This is a genomic window from Phytohabitans sp. LZ39, from assembly GCF_059359075.1.
In genome coordinates, this window is the sequence record NZ_JCADBM010000009.1 from 91,322 (window position 1) to 113,545 (window position 22,224).

Below are 22,224 nucleotides of genomic sequence, written 5' to 3' on the forward strand. Positions count from 1 at the left end.
CACGAGAGAAACACTACGTCGCTCCTCAAGCGGATTCGCACGCTCCGGCGGCTGGCTTGGGCTCGCCGAAACCCCGATCTCCGCTGCCTGCCTTCATCGCGAGCCGGTGAAGGCGGGGCGCGGCTTCACTCGAAGAGGGAGTAGTGGCGGTTGGGGTCCGCGCGGTGGCGGGTGCGGATGCGCCGGACGACGACCGCGATGTCGATCGCGGCCACGGCCGCCAGCGCGCTCGCGATGATCGCCAGCACCGGCTGGTCGGCGACGGCGAGCAGCACCGCCAACACCACCATGAACACGAGACCGATCGAGGCGAGCAGGAGCCGCAGGTTGAGGGCGCTGTACGCGTGTCCAACCGTCCCGCGCCGGCCACGCGGCTGTCCGGGTTGTGTGCTCATGTCATTGCGGATACCCCGATTTCGTACACCCCACACTTGATAAATGATTCTGCACGGCCGCTAGCTGGGAATACGTAGAAGATCGGATCGAGGGATTGACAGGGTTAAGGACCTCGCCGAGAATCTTGGGGGACTGCAGCGCCGCGGCCGAAATGCGATTCGAGTTTGGCCTGAGTCGTCAATTTCTCGTCGCCTGAAACCTTCTCCGAAGGGCGGGGACGCCGTGCATAGTGGCTTATTGTGCTTGCCGTATCCTGCACTATTGCCCAAAACAAGAGAGCAGGTCGCGGGCGTGACGCGCGACCTGTCTTACTCCGGGGTAATTGAAACGGTCTTCGATCCCGGTCTATGGGATGAGCAGTGGTCGGACATTGTGCCCGTTGATGACGACGACCCCGAGCACGTCGAACATGACCGTTATTTCCAGGTCACCCGTGCGAAACATAGGCCTGCATTCGCGTTTGTGCGCGGCCTCCTTCAAAGCCATTCCTCGGTACACGAAAACGGCCTGGCCATGGGCCTTTCGATTGTCGACCCGGTGGAGTGGCAGGAACTGTTCGCCGGGCTCGACGCGCTCCTGCGATACGCGGCGGGCGACGGGCTCAAGGAGGGCGTCCCCGTCGTCCTGCGCCCCGCCCCGCGGCACACTCCGGCCGGCTACGACCCGGAGCGGCGCTGGCTGATCGGCCACCAGCTCTTCTTCGCGCTGCTGCAAGGCGTGATCGTCGGTATCAACTGCTACCTCGAGGCGAGCGCGGAGGATCGGGACGGCGAAGCGGCCGCCGACGCGGACGCCGCCGTGCGGGTCGCGGCCGCGTTCATGCGCAGCTCGGCGGCGGCCATCAAGTTCACCTCCGACTTCGGCCCGGTCGACTACGAGGAGCGCATCCGGCCGGCGATGAGCCCGCCCGCCGTGCGCGAGGGCTTCAGTGGGCTTCAGACCCGCGACCACTCCTACCTGGTCGGCCTCTTCGGGCGGCTGCGGGCCACCGCGGCGGCGCACGGGCGGGGCCCGGCGGGTGAGGCGTTCGAGCAGTTCGTCGAGGCGACGGTCACGGCGTACGAGGCGCACAAGTTCATCTGCGCCCGCTTCGGCGGCGACGTGCTGCCCAGCCTGCGGATGGCCGCCGCCTCCCGCGGGCGCAGCACGCAGGCCGGCCTTACCGCGCTCCGCCAGCTCATGCGGGCGCGGCTTTTCGCGCTGACCCCCGAGGGCACCCTGGCGCGAGCCGCGGTCCCGACGTCGACCCTCACCAGCGAGCGGAGTGAATGCTGATGACCACCACCCAGGTCGGGATCGTCGGAGCCGGCCCCGCCGGGATGCTCGCCGCCACCCTGCTGCGCCGGGCCGGCGTCGAGTGCGTGGTGGTCGAGCACCGCGACCGGGCGTACGTGGAGCAGCGCTCCCGCGGCGGCACCGTCGAGCACCGCGTGGTCGACCTGCTGCGCCGCCACGACCTGGCCGGCGGGCTGCTCGGCACCGGCCAGGTGGAAAACAAGATCGAGTTTCGGATGGGCGGCCGGCGCTACCCGCTCCGGTACGACCCGATCGCGCAGGGGCGCAGCCACTACATCTACCCGCAGCAGTTCCTCGTGCGCGACCTTGTCGAGGCCTACCTGGGCGACGGCGGCGACCTGCGCTTCGAGACGCCGGCCCGGGTGATCACCGGCATCGAGGGCGACCACCCGCGGATCGAGGTGGAGAGCCCGGACGGCGGCGCCGAGGTGATCGAGTGCGACGTGGTGGTCGGCGCCGACGGCGAGTACGGCGTGTCCCGTCGCACCGTGCCGCCGGGCGCCCTGCGCAGCTACGAGCACCAGTACGAATACGCGTGGCTGGCCGTGCTCGCCCAGGCCCCGCCCTCCAGCGACTGCGTCATCAACTCCATCCACGAGTCGGGCTCGTGCGTGCACGTGCGGCGTACCCCCGAGGTGAGCCGCTTCTACCTCCAGTGCGCGCGCGACGACACCACGGACGACTGGCCGGAGGAGCGCATCTGGAAGGAGATCCGGCTGCGCCTGGCGCTCGACGAGCCGTGGACCCTCCACGAAGGACCGATCCTCTCCACCGGCATGGTGCGCATGCGCAGCCTGGTCTGTACGCCGATGCGGCACGGCTCGCTCTTCCTGGCCGGCGACGCGGCGCACGTCGTGCCGCCGGTGGGAGGCAAGGGCTTCAACCTCGCGTTGGCCGACGCCGAGGAGCTGGCGCTCGGCCTGGTCGACCGCTTCGTCCGCCACGACCACGAACGGCTCGACGCGTACTCGGCGACGCGGCTCGCCCGCATCTGGCGCGTCCAGGAGTTCGTGCACTGGATGATGGACCTGGTCAACACGCCCGGCTTGGGCACGCCGACCGCGCCGTTTCTGCACCAGGTGCAGATGGCCCGGCTGGAGCGGATCATCGCCTCCCCGTCGTACGGCGCGGCCTTCCTGGAGGACTACATCGGCTACTGGTGAAAGCTCACGCCGTGCGTAGCACGTTGGTGGCCCGCCACTCGTCGCCGGTCGCCAGCGTGACCTCGTCGCCCGCCGAGACCGCCCACGGTGTCGCGAGTGGACTGTACGCCTCGGTGGTCCACACCGACTGACCGCCGCAGAGCAGCTCCTGTGTCCAGATGACGCCGCTCAGCCGCCCGGGCGTGGCGATCGTCAGCCGCACCTCGGGCGGAAAGCCGGTGAACGCCGGCCCGGTGTAGTCGAACGTGGCGAAGTCGTGGCTCGCCGTCAGCACCCGCACGTCTTCGCGGGGAAAGCGGAGCGAGCCCATCGTCGTGGGGGAGCGCCACTGTGGACGCACCGCGCTCTCCGGCCGGCTGGCCGACCGCGCGACGCCCCGCTTGGCCGCGTCGACCAGCGGCTGGAAGTCGAGCCCGTACGCACCGCGCAGCATGCCGGCCGCGTCGTCGAGGTCGGCGAGCTCGGTGGGGAGGTCCCAGTCGAGGCGGTCGCAGCCCACCGCCCGGTAGCGCACGGCCTCCGGCAGCACCACGCAGTCGTCGGCGCAGAAGCGGTCGCGCACCTCGTGGACCATCCGGGCGCGTTCCTCGTCGACCAGCGGGTTGTTGACGTGGATGAACGCGAGCAGCAGGTCGAAGCGGCGCCCCAGGTCGACGCCGGACAGGTGGAGCTGGGAGAGGTCGCCCTGGACCACCGTCATCCGGTCGGCCAACCCGTTGTGCGCGGCCAGCGTGCGCGCCATCTCCACGTGGTGGCGGTCGACCGCGACGGCCTCACCGGCGCCCGCGGCCAGCGCCACAAAGGAGAGCAGCCCGCTGCCCGTGCCGGCGTCGAGCACCCGCGCACCCGGCCGCACCGCGGCGGCCACCGCCCGCTGCACGGCGTGGCCGCGGTCGAGGCTGAGCAGCAGTCGCATGTGGAGGTCGACGGTGAACGGGATGTCGGACACTGGATCCTCCATAGTGGATAATCAGGCACCTCGATCAATGCTACCGTTGGGCCGGTGCGCGTGCTCTTCGCGGTGTCCCCAGGGATCGGCCACCTCTTCCCGACCGTGCCGCTGGCCTGGGCGCTCCGCGCGGCCGGCCACGAGGTGCTGGTGGCCACGGCGGCCGAGAGCGTCGAGGCGGCGGTCCACGCCGGGCTGCCGGCCGTCGAGACGGCCCCGGCCAGCGCGATCGCCGCCATCTTCGGCACCGCCACCGGCCCGCCCGACGAGCGCGCCCGGCGGATGAGCGAGCGCGGCAAGCGGATCGCCGAGGCCGGCCACGAGGTGCACGAGCTGCTGCTGCGCACGTTCGGCCAGATCTCGGCGGTCACCGCGGCGGCCACCGCCGAGGTGGCCCGGCGCTGGCGGCCCGACCTCGTGGTGCACTCCCGGCTTCAGGGCGCGGGCCTGGCGGCGGCGAGCGCGCTGGGCGTGCCCGCCGTCGAGCACGGCTTCAACCTCCAGAGCGAAGACGACCTGGCCGCCCGCTTCCTGCCCCACCTGGCGGAGGCCTACGAGCGGGCCGGCGCCCCACCGGCCCTGCCACGACGCCGGGTGGTCATCCACGTGGCCCCGCCGGAGATGATGCTGGGCCCGAGCGACGCCGCCCTGTCGATGCGTTACGTGCCGTACAACGCGGGCGGCGAGCTGCCGGAGTGGCTGTGGCGGCCACCGGAGCGTCCGCGCGTGCTCATCACGATGGGCACGGTCGTGCCGCGCCTACAGGGCGTGGGCGGCCTGGCCCGGATGCTCGCCGCCGCCCGCGACGTCGACGCCGACTTCGTGCTCGCGCTGGGCGGCGACGCCGACCTGGCCCCGCTCGGGCCCCTCCCGCCCAACGTGCGCCCGGTCGGCTGGGTGCCGCTGCACCACCTGCTGGACGGCAGCGCGGCGGTGGCTCACCATGGCGGCTCCGGCACGACCATGGCCGCCCTGGCCGCCGCCGTGCCGCAGCTGATCCTGCCGCACGGCGCCGACCAGTTCATCAACGCGACCGCGGTCGCCGGCCTGGGCGTCGGCGCCTGGTGCCCGCCGGCCGATGTGGACGCCGCCACGGTGTCGAAGCTCCTGACCGACACCGCTGTCACGGCGGCCGCGCGGGCGGCGGCCACGCGGATGGCCGAGCTCCCCGCCCCCGCCGACCTTGCCGCTCAGCTGACCGACCTGATCTAGAAAGCCTTCGGGGTCAGGGTGACGCAGCCGAGATCCCCGACCCGCGCTGCCAAATCCGCGGTGCAAGCCCGCGGGGCGGAACGGGTGCCCGCGGTCGGATCTAGCTTTCGCGGTCTGTCCCGTCCGCTGTTTGGGACGCGAGCAGATCGTGGTACGGATTGGCCCCTATAGGGGCCACTAAATACCAAGATCTGGTGGCGTAGAGTAACCAGCGCGGCTCCGAAGCCTCACGCTCTCTCCGCGGGGGTGCGAGACGCCTAGCGGAGAACCGCCTCCACCTCCACTTCCACGAGCCAGCCCGGGACCGGCAGGCTGGCTACCTCGATGGTCGTGCGCGACGGTCTGGCGCGGTTTGCCACCTGGGGCGGGGCGGGCGGCGCGCTGCCCAGCGGCACCGGCACCACCGCTCCGCTGACCAGGTCGACGTTGGCGAAGAACTGGCGGTACGCGCGGTTCCACCCCGCGTAGTCCGCGGTCGCCGCGCCGGGCGGGTTGTCGAGGAAGACGCGCATCGAGATGACGTCGGCGTAGCGGAGCTTGACCGCGGCCAGGTTTTCCCCGATGCGGGCCAACGCGTTCCAGCTCTGCGCCTCGGTCAGCGTGACGCCCGCGGGCAGGGCGGCGCCGGGAAACTGGGCCGGGTCGACGTACGCCTCCGGCGTGCCCGCCGGCGCGCTCGTGTTGCGGGCCGCCGGACCGGTGCCGCTGCTGCGGTACAGCGCCACCAGGCCGCCGACGCTCACCCCGTTCGCGATGAGGGGGTTGCTTTGGCCGGCGGGCAGGTTGGGTTTGACCTCGGTCGGGCGCAGCCGCGAGTGCGCGGCGGCGGGTGTCGCCATCGTGGCCGAGACCGCGGCGGTCGGCAGGGCCAGGGCGAGGAGCCGGCGGGACAGGCGCATGGTAAGCCTCCTAACTGGACAGCACGCGGGCGTGCAGATCGGTGACGACCTTGCGGGCGGACTCGAACGCGCCTGCCTGCCAGGCGATGTAATAGCTGAGGTGGTCGCCGGCGAAGTAGACCCTGCCGTCCGGCTCCAGCAACCGTCCATAGTGGCCACTGGTGCGGGACGGCCAGGAGACCCAACCGCCCTCGCTGTACCGGGTGCGCTGCCACGCCACCGAAAACGCCGCCTCCAGCTCGGTGCGGTACTTCTCGCCGTGGATTTTCACGCCCTGCTCGACGGCCCGCGCCTGCCGCTCGGCCGGTGTGAGCGAGGCGTAGAGGTCCGCGTTGGCGCCGAAGTTGTAGTAGCCGACGACGATGCCCTTCGCCCCGTGGTAGCCGTACGAGGGGTACCAGATGGTGGAGAGGTCGAGGTTGGTGTTGGTGATGCCGGAGTAGATCTTGTCGTCCTCCTCCCACCACCGCCGCCCGTACTGGAGACCGATCTTCCCGGTGCTCACCGGCTGCGCGTAGGCGAGCGCCTCCTTGACCGCCGGGGTGAGGTTGGAGGGGATCTTCGTGAGCACCTGCGGCGGGATCGTGCAGACGCAGAAGTCGGCCGAGGCGACGCTGGTCCGCCCGCCCGCTCCGGTGTAGACGACCTCGACGCCCGAGCCCTTGTTGGTGATGGAGCGGACCTCCGCCCCGTACGTGACGCGGTGGCCGCCGACCGCCTCCTCCAGCGCGTACGCGATGCGGTCCATGCCACCGACCGGCTGGAACATGAGCATCGCCTGATCCCAGCCGAATTCGAAGGAGAAGTACTGCCCCACGCCGCTCGCGAGCACGTCGGAGAGGGCGTACGGTGGCAGGTTTGGCGTGCCCGCCTCGAAGCCGGCACCCGGGTCCACGAGGTACCCGCGGCGGCTGCTGCCGGTGTACTTCCAGCCGTCCGCCCGCCCGCCGATCGAGCCGAAGTTGCGCAGGAACGCGAGCAGACGTTCCTTGTCGTCGGCGGTGAGCTGGCCGTCCAGCGCGCCCTGGTCGGTGGCCTTCGCGAGCAGCTCGGAGACGTAGCCGTAGACGTCGGACTTGGCGGTGCGGTGGCGGACCGGTGTGCCGGAGAGCGCGCCCGCGCCCTCGTTGTAGTAGTAGCCGTCGGCGTTCTGGTTGCCGAACATCTCGATCGGCACGCCCAGCTCGCGGCAATAGTCGAGCGTGACCATGTGCTGGGCGATGCGGGCCGGGCCGGCGTTGAGGTACTGCCCCTTGGCGTACCGGGCACGCTGGGTGTGGCCGTCCAGGTCGGTCTCGACGGTGCCGCCGCGCACCGTCCAGTTGCGACCGCCGGGCCGGTCGCGCGCCTCCAGGATGCGTACCCGGTAGCCAGCCTTGCGCAGCTCGTACGCGGTCGCGAGGCCCGCGATGCCGGCGCCGAGGATTAGCACCGACTTGTGTGAGCGGCCGGTCAGCGTGAAGTCGGACTCGCGCGGCGCGCGGAACGGCGGTGCCGCCTGCGCGGCCGGCGCCAGACCGAGCGCCCCCATCGTGCTGTAGAGGACGCCCGCTCCACCGGTCATCCCGACCGCCTGGAGGAACCGCCGGCGGGTTTGTGGTATCGCCACCATGTCTCCTCTCGATCGGAGGCCCTCGGACCGAAGGCCTCAAGATCAGCAAGGAAACATTCGCAACACTCTATTTCGGTGGCGTTAGTGTCCGGTAACGACTGGCGGCACCTACAGCCGTTGCGGGACGCGGTCGAGCAGTGGGTCGACGTCCGCACGGGGACACATGTACAGGGCGGTCAGCGTGTCGACCCCGGTGCCGCGGGCGCTGTTCGGCCGGTACGTCACCGTGGCGGCCCGGGGGGAGACCGTCTCGACGACGCCCGCGCGCCACGTGCCGCCGCGGTAGACCCACACGCGGTCCGCCGGGCGGTAACTGTCCGTAGGGGCTACGGCCTGGGGGTCGCGCTGGGTCGGATCGATGGTCGGCGCAGGCATGATCTACTCCCAGCAGGTGGTTTTGGCTTCGTGATGAGGATTGGGACAGAGGGGTGTGCCCCGCGGGCCGGTCGCGGCCCGCGCTTCCGTCACAAAACGTGAACGACCTTGCACTAGTAGCACAGAGTTATCATGCTAGCTGGCCCTTGCAGACGCAAGGGCTGATGCACGTGCAGATGATCTGATCGAACCCTGGCGGCCGGGTACCAAGCCCGTACGCAGGCCGATGAGAAAGACGTCGATGAGCCAGATTGTCAACGGCACGCCCGCCGGCAAGCTTCCGGCGGTCGCGTGGCGGAAAAGTCGCCGCAGCAACCCCAGCGGAAACTGTGTGGAGGTCGCCGAGCTGCCCGGCGGGGCCGGGATCGCGATCCGCAACTCGCGCGATCCCGAAGGCCCCGCACTGATCTACACCACGGAAGAAATCGCCGCGTTCATCTTGGGGGCCAGGGACGGAGACTTCGATCACCTCTTGACCTGAGGCGGGAGCGTTTCCATGACCATCGGGGTGGCCGGCGCCACGGCCAACCCCCTGGCACAGCCGCGCCAATCATGAACGAAACGGGGATCCTCCTCGCCAGACGGTCATGGCATGCTTACCCCTGGCAGCTAGTGAGCGAGCACAGTGGGCGTCAGCCTCGGCGGCTTGCGACCAGCCTGGAGGGCAGTGTGACGACAGGGCCGGAGGCCGGGGCCGGCGGGCCGACCGTGCTGCGGATTCTGCTCGGCTCACAGCTCCGCAAGCTCCGCGAGGCCAATGGGGTCACCCGCGAAGCCGCCGGGTGGGAAATCCGGGCATCCGAGTCCAAGATCAGCCGGATGGAGCTCGGCCGGGTCGGGTTCAAGGAGCGGGATGTGGCCGACCTCCTGACGCTTTACGGGGTGCATGACAAGACCGAGCGCGAAGCCCTCCTGGCCCTTGCCCGGCAGGCCAATACACAGGGGTGGTGGCAGCGCTTCAGCGACGTGCTCCCATCCTGGTTCCAGGCTTACCTGGGCCTCGAGTCCAGCGCCGGCATGATCCGCACCTACGAGGTGCAGTTCGTCCCCGGCCTGCTCCAGAGCCGCGAGTACGCACGGGCCGTCGTGATGATCGGCCACGGCGCCGCCGGCCTCGACGAGATCGACCGCCGCGTCGACGTCCGCATGGCCCGCCAGCAGCTGCTGACCCGTCCGGGCGCGCCCCACCTGTGGGCCGTGCTCGACGAGGCCGTGCTGCGCCGCCCGATCGGCGGCGCCACCGTGATGCGCACCCAGATCGCCGCCCTGATCGACGCCACCAAGCTGCCCAACGTGACGATCCAGATCGTCCCGTTCAGCGCCGGCGGCCACGCGGCGGCCGGCGGCGCCTTCTCGATCCTCCGCTTCCCCGACGCCGAGCTGCCCGACGTGATCTATATGGAGCAGCTCACCACCGCGCTCTACCTCGACAAGCGCGACGACGTCGACTCCTACGCGGCGGCCATGGAGCGGCTCTGCGTCGAGGCCCTGCCGCCCGACCGCACACTGGCGCTGCTCGAGCGCATCCTCCACGACTACGACCGCGAGCCGTAGCAGGACCTTTCCAAAAATTCGAGCTACCGCGACGTCCGTCGTGGTCCAGACCGCTGCTCCCGCGGCCTCGCCCGTCCGCCGCTGGTCACGCTCACGGCTTGCTGTGGAGCTGCCCCGTCTGTGCGTCCAGGTCGACAGCCATCCCCGGGCCGGCGGCCCGGGGGATGAGTAGGCGTCCGCTGACCGCATTTGCTCTGCACCCGTATAGGAGGCGGTCGGCGGTTGGCCTGCCTAGGCATGGGTGCCCCCTATAAGGGAGCAGAGCAAATGTGGTCAGCGCGCACCCCGTTTCCAGCCGGGAGTCCGCACGGCCCGGCAGGGCCGTCCGGGGTGAGCGCGACCAACGGCGGACGGGCGAGGCCGCGGGAGCGACGGTCTGGACCACAGCGGACACCGCGGTAGCCCATATCTCTGTTTCGAATGTGAGAGTCAGAAGCCCTGCCCTTTCACGGGATGGGCGTCAGCTCCACGCAGGAGATCGCGGGCATCGGGAGGTCGAAGGTGACCGTCGCCGCGCCGGCCTCCGCCGCCAGCACCCGCGACGGTTCGGCTTCGGTGAGCTTGTCGGCCTCGCGCAGGGCCGCCCACTGCCGTTCGTCCGGCCAGTCGCGGCCCTCGCCGATCGTGTGCCACACGGCGGCGATGTTCGAGTGGGTGGCGTCGACGCGCCAATGCGTCATCCGGTACGCCGCCGCGGGCAGGCCGGTGACGTCGACCGTCACCGTCCGGTCGAGCTCGGGGTCGCCGCCGGCCTTGGCGTGGTCGAGGGTGGTGTTCCAGAGCAGCACCGTGACCGTGCCGTCGGCCGCGCGCGCCGCCCACGCCTCGACCAGCCCGCCCGCGCCGTCGCCGGAGAGCGTGACCGGCAGCTCGGTGTCACCGAGGCGCTGGGCGAGGGTAAGCGCCCAGTACTTCGGCTTGGCCAGGTTGCCAACCGTCAGCAGCCCGAACCCGCCGTGCGTCAGCCGGGGCGGGCGCCCCAGCTCCTCGAAGTGGTCGGAGGCCACCCACGGCGCCAGCCCCTCGACCCGCCGGGACGCCGACCGCATGCCGCGGAGCAGGAACGCCGCCGCGAACACCGTGTCGTTCACCTCGCCGCCGTGCGTGGCGGTCACCCCCCACTCCGTCCACAGTAGAGGCCGGTCGCCGGCCAGCGGGCGGAGGTCGAGCGGCGGGCTGCCGTAGGTGTGCGTGGAGACGAAGTCCACAGGGGACTCGCGGGCCAGCTGGTCTTCGATCCACCCGACCGCCGCCGACGCGGGGCCGCCGACGCGCAGCCCCGGGTCGACGGACTTCACGGCGCGGGCGGTCTCGTCGTACAGGCGCCAGAACTCGTCGGGCGTGCCGGACCAGAAGACCGACAGGTTCGCCTCGTTCCACACCTCGAACCACCAGTTGTCGCGCACCTCGTCCCGCCCGTACCGCTCGACGAGGTGCGCGGTCAGCTCGCGGACCAGCCACGCCCACCGCTCCCAGTCGCGCGGCGGCGAGATGCCGGCCTGGTACGCGAACACGGTCCGCGAAGGGTCGCTGGCCAGGTCGCGGGGCATGAACGAGAGCTCGACCACCGGGCGCATGCCCAGCTCCAGCACGGTGTCGTAGACCCGGTCGACGCCGCTGAAGTCGAGCCGGGGCTCCCCGTCGACGAGCTTGTACACCCCGAGGTCGTCGCAGAGGATCGCGTGTGCCCGCACCTGCTCGACGCCGAGCTCGTCGTGGGTGCGGCGCAGCGCCTCGGTCAGCTCCGCGCCGATCGGCCGGCCGCCGCTCGTGTCCGCGCACAGCATGTGGCTCAGGTGCTCGGAGCCGACCACGGCCCGCCACGGCCGGTGCAGTGGACCGGCGTCGCCGCCGGCGGCCACCTCCAGCCGCACCGTGGCGGGGCCTCCGGTGTGCGCGGACGCCGCCGCGGGCACGCTCAGCGGGCCCATCGACGTGACCGTGCCGAGCGGCGCCACCGCGTACCAGTACTCGCGGAACGGCTCGCCGGTGGTGTCCGCGTACGGGCCGTGCGGCACCGCGAGCACGTCACCGCCGCCGTGGTCCACCGGCTCGTACGGGCCGGACGGCGCGGCCGCGCGGTGCACGGCGTACCCGATCGCGCCCGGCACCGGCTCCCAGCTGAGCGTGACGTGGCCGCGGCCGCCCGTCGCGGTGAGCCGCTCCGGGGCGGGCAGGTCGGCCGGCACGATCTCGCCGGGCGCCCGGTCCTGGGCACCGCCCGCCCCCATCAGCTCCGCCCACCGCTCGCGGGCGACGTCTTCCACAGTCATAGAGCCCTCACGTTGAACGTCTCCTGCGCCATCAGCGGGCGCAGCGCGCGCTCGATCTGGGGCGTCACGAACGCCCGGTGGATCGAGCCGTTGCCCAGCTCGTTGCCGAGCGCGCCAAGGATCATCGCCTGGTCGAGCGCCAGGTAGCGCTTGGCCACCGTGCCGCTGCGCACCGCGATCGCGTCGTAGAAGCCGCCCGGCCCGTAGGCGCCGAGGTTGGCCTTCATCTTGGCGAGGTTGTCGACGACCGCGCGCTTGGCGTACGGCAGCGCGAGGAACGCGGCGTGCGGTGTCACCACACCGTCCCCATAGGTCGGTGCCGGAGCGGCGGGGCGGCAGTCGCCGAAGCCACCGTCGTAGTTCGTCGACTCCACATCTGAGGGATAGCCGAGCGGGTCCATGCCCATCGCGTCGACGCCCCACACCCGGTAGCCGCCGAACGGGTCGGAGGCGGGGGAGAAGCCCCAGTAGCCGTACTTCGCGTCGCGCAGCCCGTGCTCGATCTGCCCCGCCACGGTGGCCGGGTGGTTGCGGCCCCAGCTGCGCGGACCCCACTTCGCCTCGGGCACGAACAGGTCCGGCATCAGCGCCTCGAACATGTCGCCGCCCCAGCTCGGCACGAACTGGATGCCCCGGTACGTGTACGAGCCCTCGAAGACCTGGATGCCCATGTGCGTGGCCGTGAAGCCGGTCGGCTGCTGCTCGAGCCAGTCCCAGTCACAGGTCGCCGGGAAGGTGCGCTGGGTGGCGAAGTAGTGCGCCGGCGGGATCTGGCCGAACGCGATGCCGAGGTAGCTGGCGATCCGCGGCTCGGTCACCGCGATGTCGTAGTGGTTGCAGGTGTACCAGACGTCCGGCCCGCGGTCGCGGTAGTTGCCGATGACGAAGCACTCGTTCGGCTGGGTGTCCCAGAAACCGCCGCGGATAAGGCCGGCCGGGAAGTCGGGCCCGCGCGCCTCGGGGTTGTAGTAGAAGCCGAAGTCCATCGGTGCGAGCAGCGCCTGTGCCTGGGCCCGGTGCTCGGGGAACGTGTTGCGCACCACCACGAGCGCGGCCGCCAGCCAGCCGTTGTCCACGCTGGACAGGAACGGGGTGCGCGGCGTGCCGTCCTCCGGCCACGTGGTGATCACCGTGCCGGTGTGCGGGTCGTACCAGTTGTAGAACATGCCCGAGTCGTCGTGCCGGTCGAGCCCGGCGAGCCCGTCGAGCGCCGCACCGACCACGCGCGACGCCTCGCGGCGGGAGACGGTGCCGATGTCACGGGCGGCGACGGCCGACCACATGAGACCGCCGATGTTGGTCGGTGACGTGTACGCCGAGCGGCTGCCCGGCGCGAGGTCGCCACCGATGTTGTCGGCCGGTAGGCCGGTGGCCGGATCCACCATGGCGACCATCGACCGCCACGTGTCTTTCGCGTAGGTGCGCAGGGGATCGCCTGAGGCGGAAGCGGGGGCGGCGGGTAGGAGAACGATAGCCAGGACAACCGAGAGGAGACGTCGCATGGAAACCCTCACTTGAGTCCGGTCGTCGCGATGCCCCGCAGGAAATGCCGCTGGAGCAGGACGAACACGATGACCACGGGCAACAGGACGGCGACCGCACCGGCGAGCACGAGACCGAAGTCGATGCGGTTCTGGCCCACGCTGTAGAGCGCGAGCGCGACGGGCAGCGTGTACTTGTCCTCGGTGGTGGCCACCACGAGCGGCCACAGAAAGTTGTTCCACGAGGCGAGAAACGTGAGGATGGTGAGCGTGGCGAGCGCCGGGCCACACAGCGGCAGCACGATCCGCGCGAAGATGCGCAGCTCGCCGGCACCGTCCACTCTGGCCGCCTCGATCAGCTCGTCCGGGATCGACAGCAGGTACTGCCGCATCAGGAAGACGCCGAACGGCGTGGCGAGAAACGGTAGGATCAGGCCGCCGTACGAGTTGACCAGCCCGAGGTTGCTGACCATCACGAACTGCGGCACGAACGTCACCATGCTCGGCACCATCAGCGTGCCGAGCACGACGAGGAAGAGCGCCCGCCGGCCCGGAAAGCGCAGCTTGGCGAGCGCGTATCCGAGCAGCGAGCAGAAGACGAGGTTGCCCACGGTGGTGAGCACCGCGACGATCGCCGAGTTGGCGAACGCCTGCGGAAAGTCCAACCTGGACAGCAGCTCGTCGTAGTTGTCGAGCGTGATCGTCTGCGGCCACCACGTGCCCGGGATGCGGCGGATCTCCGCCTCCGGCTTGAGCGACGACAGCGCGGCCCACAGAAACGGGCCGACGACCACCAGCAGACCGGCGCCGAGGATGGTGTACAGCACGGCGCGCGCGACGAGATCCCGGCGGCGCATCTCAGTCCCTCGATCCGAGGAGGCGGAACTGCAAAATCGACAGGCCGACGATCGCGGCGAAGAGCACGTAGCTGACCGCCGCCGCGTATCCGTAGTTGCCGAAGCCGAACTGGTTGTAGATGTGGTACGAGACGGACAGCGTCGAGTCGAGCGGGCCGCCCCGGGTCATCACCAGCGGCTCCTCGAAGAGCTGGAGGTATCCGACGCTGGTGACCACGCCGCCGAAGAGGAGCGTGGGGCGCAGCAGCGGCACCGTGATGTGCCGAAACTGGGCCCACCGCCCGGCACCGTCCAGCTTGGACGACTCGTAGAGCTCGGCCGGGATCGCCTGGAGCCCGGCCAGGAAAATCACCATCAGGAAGCCGAAGTTGCGCCAGACCGCCATCGCGATGATCGACGGCAGGGCGAGCTGCGAGTCGCCCAACCAGTTGGGCCCTTCGACGCCGACCAGGCGCAGCGCGTTGTTGACGAGCCCGGCCTCCGGGTCGAGCAGAAAGCGCCACACCACGGCGAGCGCCACGATGCTTGTCACGACGGGCAGGTAGAAGCCGACCCGGAAGAGCGTGCGGAACTTGACCAGGCCGGAGTTGAGCGCGCTCGCCGCGGCTAGCCCGACCGCCATGGTCAGCGGCACACCGATGACCACGAAGACGGCGGTGTTGAGGGCGGCCCGGCGAAACTGCGCGTCTTCGAGCAGCCGGGTGTAGTTGTCCAACCCGACGAACTCCACCGCCAACGGGGTCCGCAGGTCGGTCGAGCGCAGGTCGGTCACGCTCATCACCAGCGACGCCAGCACCGGCACCGCCATGAAGAGCAGGAAGAGGACCGTGAACGGGGTGGCGAAAATCCAACCGGCCAGACCTTGGCGGATCCGGTAGGGCCGGCGGTCACCGGCCGAGGCGGTCGCCTCGGCCGGTGGCGTGGCCGTGACGGTGGCCATTGTCAGGTCCCGGTCCCGATGCCGCTGGCGCGCTGTTGCATCGCCTTCGCGGCCGCGGCCGGGTCCTCACCGGACTTGGCCACCTTCTCCACCTCGCCGTCGATCACCGCGGCCACCTGCTCCCAGGTGGGAATCGCCGGCGGCGACTTGGCGTCCTTGAGCTGCTCGCCGAACGTGGACAGGAACGGGTCGCCGGAGAGGCTCTGGTCGCTCCACGCGCCCTGCACGGCCGGCAGGTCGGCGACCGCCTTGTACCACTTGATCTGCACCTCGGGCCGGCTCAGCCACTGCACGAACTTCCAGGCGCCGTCGCGGTTCTTGGCGTCCTTGAAGACGGCGAGGTTGCTGCCGCCGACGAACGACGTGGCGGACTGCTTGCGCGGCATCTGCGCCACCGCGAACTTGTCCTTGAAACCGGCACCGCCCTGCTCGGTCAGCAGGCCGACGTGCCACGGCCCGGAGATGAACGCGGCCAACGTGCCGTTGATGAAGTTCTGCTCCAGCGCGCCCTGGAGCGACAGATCGGTCGGCGGTGACAGCTTCTCCGTGAAGAAGGACTGGTAGTACGCCAGCGCCTCGGTCATCTGTGGACTGTCCAGAGTGAACGTGCCGCCGTCCGCGAGGTTGGCGCCGTTGGACCAGGCGAACGGCATGAGGCTCTGCCAGCTGCCGGTGCCGCCGGGCTGGAGGTTCATGCCCCACTTGGCGCCGCCCTTGTCGCGCATGGCGATGGCGAAGGACTTCAGCTCGTCCCAGGTCGTCGGCGCGCCGACGCCCGCCTTCGCGGCCAGGTCCTTGCGGTAGTAGATGAGCCGGGTCTCGACGTACCACGGAACGCCGTACGAGGTGCCGTCGACGACGGTGGTGTCCCAGGCGCCGGGGAAGAACGCGCCCTTCTCGACGCTGCCGTCCGGCGTCGGGTCGAGCGCGCCGGTCTTGGCGAACTCGCCCATCCACGTCGTGCCCAGCATCGACACGTCCGGTGTCTGCTTGCCGGCGATCGCGCTCGCGATCTTCTGGTGCGCGGCGTCCCACGGCACGGCGGTCACGTTGACCTTCGCGTCCGGGTTTTCCGCCATGAACTCCTGGGCGAACGCGCCGAGCTTTTCACCCTCGGTCCCCATCGCCCACACCGTGATGTCGCCGCTGGCCTTGCCCTCGGCGACCGGCTGCGCGGCGTCGTCACCGCCGCCGGAGTCGCGGCCGCAGGCGCCGAGCGCCAGGGCCGCGACGAGCACCGCGGCGGTGCCCAACCGCCTGTGCGTTCTCATCTAATTACCTCCCGGGGGTGGTGGGTGCCGCAGCTGCGCCGGACCGTGAGCTGCGTGGGAAGGACCTGGCTGCGCCGCGCGACCCGCTGGCGCGACCGGTCGGAGCTTCGTTCGGTGATGCGGTCGTGCAGCCAGTGCGCCGCGGTGGCGCCCAGCTCCCGCATCGGTTGGCGGACGGTGGTCAGCCCGGCGAACCGGGCCGCCATCACGTCGTCCCAGCCGGTGACCGCGAGGTCGTCCGGCACGGAGAGGCCGGCGTCGGTCGCCGCCGTGTGCACGCCGAGGGCCACCTCGTCGTTGGCGCACACCACCGCCTGGGGCCGGGTGCGCCGCCGCAGCAGGGCCTCTGCCGCCGCCCGGCCGGCCTCGATGTCGAAGGAGCAGCGCACCGGGGCCGGCACGGGTATGCCCGCGGCGCGCAGCCCGGCGGCGAAGCCCGCGTAGCGCCCGGCGACGTCGGGGGAGTCGTCCGGGTCGCCGACGAAGGCGAACCGCCGGTGGCCGTGCGCCAGCAGGTGCTCGGCCAACTCGCGCGCGCTGCGCTCGTTGTCGGTGCGAATGGTGTCCACTGTGGAGACGGGGTCGCGGGCGACCAGCACGAGTGGCGGCCCGCTCGCGGCGATCCGCTCCACGATGTCGTCGCCGACGGTGCGGCCCATGACGACCATGCCGTCGACCCGGTTGGCGAGCTCCAGCACCTGCGCCGCCGCGTCGCGCCGGCCGTGCGTGGCCAGGATCAGCACGCTGCGGCCCAGGTCGGCGGCGACCTCCTCGTAGCCGAGGACCACCTCGGCGTAGTACGGCCCGATGAGATCGGGGAACACGATGCCGTTGGCGGCGTGCTGGCCCTCGGCCAGCGAACGCCCCAGCCGGCTCGGCGTGAAACCGAGCTCGTCGACGGCGGCGAGCACCCGCGCCCGGGTCTCGGGCGTGACGAGATCGGGGTCGCGCATAGTGCGCGAAACGGTCGCGATGGACACACCGGCCCTCCGCGCGACCTCGTAAATGGTGACTCCAGTGCGCCGCTTTGAAAGCGCTTTCATCGCCACGATGGCAGTCTATACCCGGGTGGTACCACTGCTAAACCTCAGCCGAGCAGGCTTATCCGGTCCATCCTCGGCGCCCAGCCGTCGGGGTTGCCGAAGGTCAGGTTGTTGCGGCCGCCGACCAGCTGGATCGTGAAGGTCCGCGAGGCGACCTTCTCCCAGCCCCCGCTGGACGGAAACCTCAGCCGCAGGCTCGTGTCACCGTTGATGATCAGGACCGCGGTGCGCTCCTCGGCCGTCACGTAGTCGACCGTCAGCGCGTACCGGTTCGTCGTCGGCACGACCACGTCGGTGAACGAGACCAGCCCGCCCTGCCGGCCCGGCGCACTGCCGATGTTGTGCACGATCCGGCCGCCGGAGGCGTCGGAGAGCGGGGCCACCTGGGCGCCCCCGACGAGTGTCGCGCCCTCCGCCTCGTACGAGATGGTCAGCGGCCCGGGCCGGGAGGACGGCGGCCGCGCGGGCGGTGACTTGGACGGCGGGGTGGTACGCGACGGGCTGGGCGACGGCGGCTCCGGGCTGGCCGAGCCGATGCCCTGGTCGGCGCTAGGTGGCGGGAGCTGCGGCGGGCCGGTGGGCAGGGCGAGCCCCGGGCCCGGGCCCGTGCCGCGGTCCGGGGAGAGCATCGCCACCGCCGCGATCGCCACCACGACGAGCGCGACGCCGGCCAGCGCGAACCGGGCCCGCTGCCGGCGCGGAGTGTTCGCCATCATCTCGCTGAGGTGGCGTCGGCCCTGGTAGACGTACCGCCCGACGCTCTGTGCCACGCCGGGGCGGGCGTCGAAGGTGCGGCTCCGCTCCGGTGCGGCCCGGCGGTGCGGCACCGCTGACACCGGCGCGTCGAAGTCGACCGGCGGCGCCTCGTACGCCGCGGGCAGTTGCCGCCACTCCGGTCCCTGCCGGTCCGGCTCGTCGTCGTCCGGCGCGGCGTGCGCCGGCCCGTCCGGCGCGTCCCCACGCTCGAACCGGCTACGGGCAGGCGACAACCACCCACCGACCCGCAGCCGGTCGATACCCTCACGTTCGCGATCCGCAGTCATCGCACCTCGTCTGGTCCCCCACAGGTCCAATACGCGGCGAGGACAATATCGGATCAATCCTCGTCAGGTATAGATCCCGGGAGGGGGATCCCAGCCGGACAAAACGTTTGCGCCCACCTCGATGTGCTTCCAGTCGACCGGGTCGTGCAGGGCCAGGGTCCGGGCGTCCCGCCAGTACCTGTCGAACCCGGTGCCGGTGCGGGTGGCACTGGCCCCCATCAGGGCGAACACGTCCGTCGTCGCCGCCAGCGCGGCCTTGGTGGCCGCCGACTTCGCGGCGAAGATCGGCACCGCCAGCTCGGTGCGGCTCAGCAGGCCCCGCTCGAACGCGTCCAGCAGGTCGCCGGTCTGCATCGTCAGCGCGTACGCCGCCGCGAGGCCGGACGCGAGCTCGCCGGCCAGCCGCTTCACGACCGGGTCGTCGGCCGCGCTGTCGACGCCGGCAGACGGCCACGGCCGCGCCCGCGACGACACGAACGGCGCCGCCGCACTCAGCGCGCCGATCCCGATCCCGACGAGTACCGCCGCGAAGCCGGCCTGGTAGCGCAGCGAGTTTTGCGGCAGCGGGGCGCGGCCGGGCACGCTCGCCCGCAGCGCCGGGTCGGTGCGCACCTGCCGAAACGTCACCGTGCCCGAGTCGGTGGCGCGCTGGCCGAGCATGTCCCAGTCGCGGTGGACCGTGACCCCCTCGGCGTCGCGGGGCACGAGGTTGAGCTGGAGACCGAGGAGGAAGTTGTCCGCCGCCCCCTCGGCCGCCGGATTGAACGCCCACACGGCGATCAGGTCGGCCTCGGCCGCACCGGTGGTGTAGATCTTTTCGCCGTCCACGGTGAACCCGCCATCGGGGTGCGGCGTCGCGACCGTACGCCACGGGTCGTCCACCTTGCGGCCGCGCTCGGCGACGGCCAGCCCGAGGATCGCCCCGTCCAGGATCCGGGCCGAGAGAAGGGGACGCAGCTCGTCTGGGCAATACACGAAGATCTCCCGGGTCAGCTCGTCGTGCACCTTGAATATCTGTGCGACGGACGAGTCGGCGGCCGCGATGCGCACCTGCGCCTCCAGCGACACCCGGTGGGAGGCGCCGAGCCCGCCCCACTCCGCCGGGAGTCCACTCTGGAGGATGCCGCTGCGCTTGAGCGCCGCGACCGAGGCGGTCGGGTAGCGGCCGGCGGCATCGGCCTCCGCCGCCGCGGGCGCGATGTCGTGGTCGAGCAGGTCGTCCAGAGCGGCCAGTGCGGCCAGCTCGTCGGGGCGGAAGCGGGCGGCCGACGGTGCGGGGATCGCCGCGCCGAGCAGGGCGCGGGGCGTCGTGGCAGTCACGCCGGTCAACCCTACCGCCGCCCACCCGTCTCCGTTTCCGGCCTGTCGAATCATTTTCGACAACCAGCACCCCCAAGGGTTTCGCGTTTATTTGAAGCTATTGACTTCGAAATTGAAGGGGATCACTCTTCCGAACCAGGCGAGCGGTTTCATGCGGGGCGCCAAATCGCGCGCCCTTGTTTATCCAACCACTTGCTCGGGAGGAACGATGCGGAAAAGAAAGCACATTCTCGTCGGGCTCGTCGTCCTCGCCACCGTCGCGGGCTCGTCCGCGACCTCGTTCGCCGCCGCTGATGTGTCCACATTGGCTGTTCCGTTCGCGGTGCAAAGCCTGGACGGCACCGGAAACAACGCGGCCAACCCCGCCTGGGGCCAGGCGAACCAGCCCTACTCCCGGGTCGCCGCCGCCCGCTACGCCGACGGGCGGAGCCAGCCCGTGAGCGGTCCCAACTCCCGTTACATCAGCAATCGGATATTCAACGACGTGGCCCAGAACATCTTTTCCGAGCGCCAGGTAACGGCGTGGGGGTGGACCTGGGGTCAGTTCCTCGACCACACGTTTGGGCTCCGGTTGGGTCGAGCACCGGGTGATCCGGCCGGCGAGACCGCGAACATTCCCTTCAATGCCGATGACCCGATGGAGGAGTTCGAGAACACACTCGGGTTCATTCCGTTCGCGCGCTCCGATCCGGCTCCCGGTACCGGCGTGACCAACCCGCGCCAGCAGGTGAACACGAACCCGTCGTACATCAACGGCTTCCCGGTCTACGGCGGCACCAACACCCGCCTGGACTGGCTCCGGGAAGGCTCGACCGACGGAAACCCGGCCAACAACAACGCCCGCCTGCTGCTCCAGAGCGACTACCTGCCGCGGGCCAACGCGCGGGGCAACGCGTCGACCGCGCCGCCGATGGAGATCGACGGCATCCTGCGCGCCAACCCGGCCAACGCGATGGTCGCCGGTGACGTGCGGGCCAACGAAAACCTCTTCCTCACCGCGACGCACACCCTCATGGCGCGGGAGCACAACCGGATCGTCGGCCTGCTGCCGGCGTCACTGTCCGAAGAGGACAAGTTCCAGATCGCCCGGCGCGTGGTCATGGCCGAGCAGCAGTACATCACCTACACCGAGTGGCTGCCGGCGATGGGCATCAGGCTGCCCGCGTACGGCGGCTACAACCCGGGCATCAACACCGCGCTGAGCAACGAGTTCGCGACCGTGGGGTACCGGGTGCACAGCCAGATCCACGGTGAGATGGAGGTGGCCGCGGACGCGGACCGGTACACGCCCGCCCAGCTGGCCGCGTTCGAGGCGCAGGGCATCGAGATCGTCCAGGAGGACGGCGAGGTCGAGCTGGTTATCCCGCTCAACCGCGGGTTCTTCAACCCCAACCTGGTCCCGTCGATCGGGCTCGGGCCGCTGCTGCACGCGATCGGCGGCGAGCCGCAGTACAACAACGAGGAAATGATCGACAACCAGCTGCGCAGCGTGCTCTTCCAGATCCCGGTCTCCGGCAACCCGGAGTGCCTGGACGGCGAAGGGCTGCCGGAGTGCTTCGACGCGGTCCTCGACCTCGGCGCGATCGACGTCGAGCGGGGTCGCGACCACGGCATGCCGACGTACAACCAGATGCGCCAGGCGTACGGGCTGCCGGCCCGGACGTCGTTCGCCCAGATCACCGGCGAGTCCAGCGCCGCGTTCCCGCCCGGCACCGGCCTCGACAACCCGGCGAGCCTGAACTTCCCGCGGCTCTTCGACGTCTTCGACGCCGAGGTCGACCAAGCCGACGAGGACGCGGTGGAGGGCACGCCGACCCGGTTCAACCGGGCCAGCCCGCTCGCCGCCCGGCTTCAGGGCGTCTACGGCAACGTGAACAACGTCGACGCGTTTACCGGCGCGCTCGCCGAGCCGCACGTGCCGGGCACCGAGTTCGGAGAGCTACAGCGGGCCATCTGGACCCGCGAGTTCCAGCGGCTGCGCGACGGCGACCGGTTCTTCTACGCCAACGACCCGGCGCTGTCGTACATCCAGAACACGTACGGCATCGACTTCCGGCGCAACCTCGGCGACCTCATCGCGCTCAACAGCGACGTACCCCGCGCCGAGCTGCCGCGCAACGTGTTCTTCGCCGAGGGTGACGTGCCACCGGCGAGCTGCCGGGTCACGTACCGGGTGGAGAGCCAGTGGAGCACCGGGTTCCAGGTGACGATGTCCATCACGAACACCGGCTCCACGCCGATCCCGGACGGCTGGACGCTGCGCTTCGTCTTCCCCAACGGGCAGCAGATCACCCAGCTCTGGAACGGAGTCGTCGCTCAGGACGGGGCCCGGGTACCCGTCACGAACGCCACCTGGAACGGCACCCTGAATGCCGGACAGACCCTCGGCGGAGTGGGTTTCAACGCCACCTGGAGCGGGGTCAACAACCGACCGACGGGGTTCTCCGTGAACACCACGGCCTGCGCTGTCGGATAACCGTGGGATGGCTGCCGGCCGGGGCGACCGCCGCCCCGGCCGGCGCCGCGCGTCCGGGGAGTGG

At 70.8% G+C, this 22,224-nt stretch carries 19 protein-coding genes; 6 read left to right on the forward strand and 13 right to left on the reverse strand.

Features of this window, described 5'->3' with window-relative positions; all coding sequences use genetic code 11:
* Window positions 1-125: 125 nt before the first annotated feature.
* Entirely contained in the window at window positions 126-395 is a 270-nt protein-coding gene (locus tag AC5L36_RS18990) for a DUF6343 family protein (protein WP_441217879.1), read from the reverse strand.
* 373 nt (window positions 396-768) lie between these two features.
* Here AC5L36_RS18990 and AC5L36_RS18995 point away from each other — a divergent pair, with 373 nt between their 5' ends.
* Both AC5L36_RS18995 and AC5L36_RS19000 read left to right on the forward strand, forming a co-directional pair.
* Window positions 769-1,671, forward strand: coding sequence for a 3-methyl-L-tyrosine peroxygenase-related protein (locus tag AC5L36_RS18995; RefSeq protein WP_494908527.1), 903 nt, complete (start codon window positions 769-771; stop codon window positions 1,669-1,671).
* Window positions 1,671-2,855 (forward strand): 4-hydroxybenzoate 3-monooxygenase, encoded by a 1,185-nt coding sequence (locus AC5L36_RS19000; protein ID WP_441217883.1) that lies wholly within the window; start codon window positions 1,671-1,673, stop codon window positions 2,853-2,855. The genes AC5L36_RS18995 and AC5L36_RS19000 overlap by 1 nt, the downstream gene beginning before the upstream one ends.
* A 4-nt stretch (window positions 2,856-2,859) precedes the next feature.
* Here AC5L36_RS19000 and AC5L36_RS19005 read toward each other — a convergent pair whose 3' ends face one another.
* A complete protein-coding gene (locus tag AC5L36_RS19005) occupies window positions 2,860-3,804 on the reverse strand; it encodes a 50S ribosomal protein L11 methyltransferase (protein WP_441217885.1) in 945 nt (314 codons plus the stop codon).
* A gap of 54 nt (window positions 3,805-3,858) precedes the next feature.
* Here AC5L36_RS19005 and AC5L36_RS19010 point away from each other — a divergent pair, with 54 nt between their 5' ends.
* On the forward strand, window positions 3,859-5,016 hold the full coding sequence (locus tag AC5L36_RS19010) for a nucleotide disphospho-sugar-binding domain-containing protein (protein WP_441217887.1): 1,158 nt from the start codon (window positions 3,859-3,861) through the stop codon (window positions 5,014-5,016).
* A 257-nt stretch (window positions 5,017-5,273) separates the two neighbouring features.
* Here the strand turns inward: AC5L36_RS19010 and AC5L36_RS19015 are convergent, their stop codons facing one another.
* The 3 genes from AC5L36_RS19015 to AC5L36_RS19025 form a co-directional block, all read right to left on the reverse strand.
* A complete protein-coding gene (locus tag AC5L36_RS19015) occupies window positions 5,274-5,915 on the reverse strand; it encodes a Rid family hydrolase (protein WP_441217889.1) in 642 nt (213 codons plus the stop codon).
* Between the two features lie 10 nt (window positions 5,916-5,925).
* The gene (locus AC5L36_RS19020) at window positions 5,926-7,524 is read right to left on the reverse strand and encodes a flavin monoamine oxidase family protein (RefSeq protein WP_441217891.1); all 1,599 of its coding nucleotides are present in this window, start codon (window positions 7,522-7,524) and stop codon (window positions 5,926-5,928) included.
* Window positions 7,525-7,635: 111 nt separating this feature from the next.
* Window positions 7,636-7,902, reverse strand: coding sequence for a hypothetical protein (locus AC5L36_RS19025; RefSeq protein ID WP_441217893.1), 267 nt, complete (start codon window positions 7,900-7,902; stop codon window positions 7,636-7,638).
* A 241-nt stretch (window positions 7,903-8,143) separates the two neighbouring features.
* On the opposite strand from AC5L36_RS19025, the gene AC5L36_RS19030 reads away from it, so the two are divergent.
* Together AC5L36_RS19030 and AC5L36_RS19035 are read left to right on the forward strand one after the other, a co-directional pair.
* Window positions 8,144-8,383, forward strand: a complete 240-nt coding sequence (locus tag AC5L36_RS19030; protein WP_441217895.1) for a DUF397 domain-containing protein — start codon at window positions 8,144-8,146, stop codon at window positions 8,381-8,383.
* 188 nt (window positions 8,384-8,571) lie between these two features.
* The gene (locus tag AC5L36_RS19035; protein WP_441217896.1) at window positions 8,572-9,456 is read left to right on the forward strand and encodes a Sco1979 family transcriptional regulator; all 885 of its coding nucleotides are present in this window, start codon (window positions 8,572-8,574) and stop codon (window positions 9,454-9,456) included.
* Window positions 9,457-9,902: 446 nt separating this feature from the next.
* Here the strand turns inward: AC5L36_RS19035 and AC5L36_RS19040 are convergent, their stop codons facing one another.
* From AC5L36_RS19040 to AC5L36_RS19075, 8 genes are all read right to left on the reverse strand, one after another.
* Window positions 9,903-11,729, reverse strand: a complete 1,827-nt coding sequence (locus tag AC5L36_RS19040) for a GH39 family glycosyl hydrolase (RefSeq protein WP_441217898.1) — start codon at window positions 11,727-11,729, stop codon at window positions 9,903-9,905.
* On the reverse strand, window positions 11,726-13,231 hold the full coding sequence (locus AC5L36_RS19045; RefSeq protein WP_441217899.1) for a glucoamylase family protein: 1,506 nt from the start codon (window positions 13,229-13,231) through the stop codon (window positions 11,726-11,728). The genes AC5L36_RS19040 and AC5L36_RS19045 overlap by 4 nt, the downstream gene beginning before the upstream one ends.
* Before the next feature lie 8 nt (window positions 13,232-13,239).
* Complete coding sequence (locus AC5L36_RS19050; protein WP_441217901.1) at window positions 13,240-14,067, reverse strand: carbohydrate ABC transporter permease; 828 nt, start codon at window positions 14,065-14,067, stop codon at window positions 13,240-13,242.
* Window position 14,068: 1 nt separating this feature from the next.
* On the reverse strand, window positions 14,069-15,007 hold the full coding sequence (locus AC5L36_RS19055) for a carbohydrate ABC transporter permease (protein ID WP_441217903.1): 939 nt from the start codon (window positions 15,005-15,007) through the stop codon (window positions 14,069-14,071).
* 2 nt (window positions 15,008-15,009) lie between these two features.
* The gene (locus tag AC5L36_RS19060; protein ID WP_441217905.1) at window positions 15,010-16,278 is read right to left on the reverse strand and encodes a sugar ABC transporter substrate-binding protein; all 1,269 of its coding nucleotides are present in this window, start codon (window positions 16,276-16,278) and stop codon (window positions 15,010-15,012) included.
* Complete coding sequence (locus tag AC5L36_RS19065; protein ID WP_441217907.1) at window positions 16,275-17,321, reverse strand: LacI family DNA-binding transcriptional regulator; 1,047 nt, start codon at window positions 17,319-17,321, stop codon at window positions 16,275-16,277. The genes AC5L36_RS19060 and AC5L36_RS19065 overlap by 4 nt, the downstream gene beginning before the upstream one ends.
* Window positions 17,322-17,365: 44 nt before the next feature.
* A complete protein-coding gene (locus AC5L36_RS19070) occupies window positions 17,366-18,364 on the reverse strand; it encodes a carbohydrate-binding protein (RefSeq protein ID WP_441217909.1) in 999 nt (332 codons plus the stop codon).
* 63 nt (window positions 18,365-18,427) lie between these two features.
* Window positions 18,428-19,684, reverse strand: a complete 1,257-nt coding sequence (locus AC5L36_RS19075) for an acyl-CoA dehydrogenase family protein (RefSeq protein ID WP_441217912.1) — start codon at window positions 19,682-19,684, stop codon at window positions 18,428-18,430.
* 208 nt (window positions 19,685-19,892) lie between these two features.
* On the opposite strand from AC5L36_RS19075, the gene AC5L36_RS19080 reads away from it, so the two are divergent.
* Window positions 19,893-22,160, forward strand: coding sequence for a peroxidase family protein (locus tag AC5L36_RS19080; RefSeq protein ID WP_441217914.1), 2,268 nt, complete (start codon window positions 19,893-19,895; stop codon window positions 22,158-22,160).
* The last annotated feature ends 64 nt before the right edge of the window (window positions 22,161-22,224 follow it).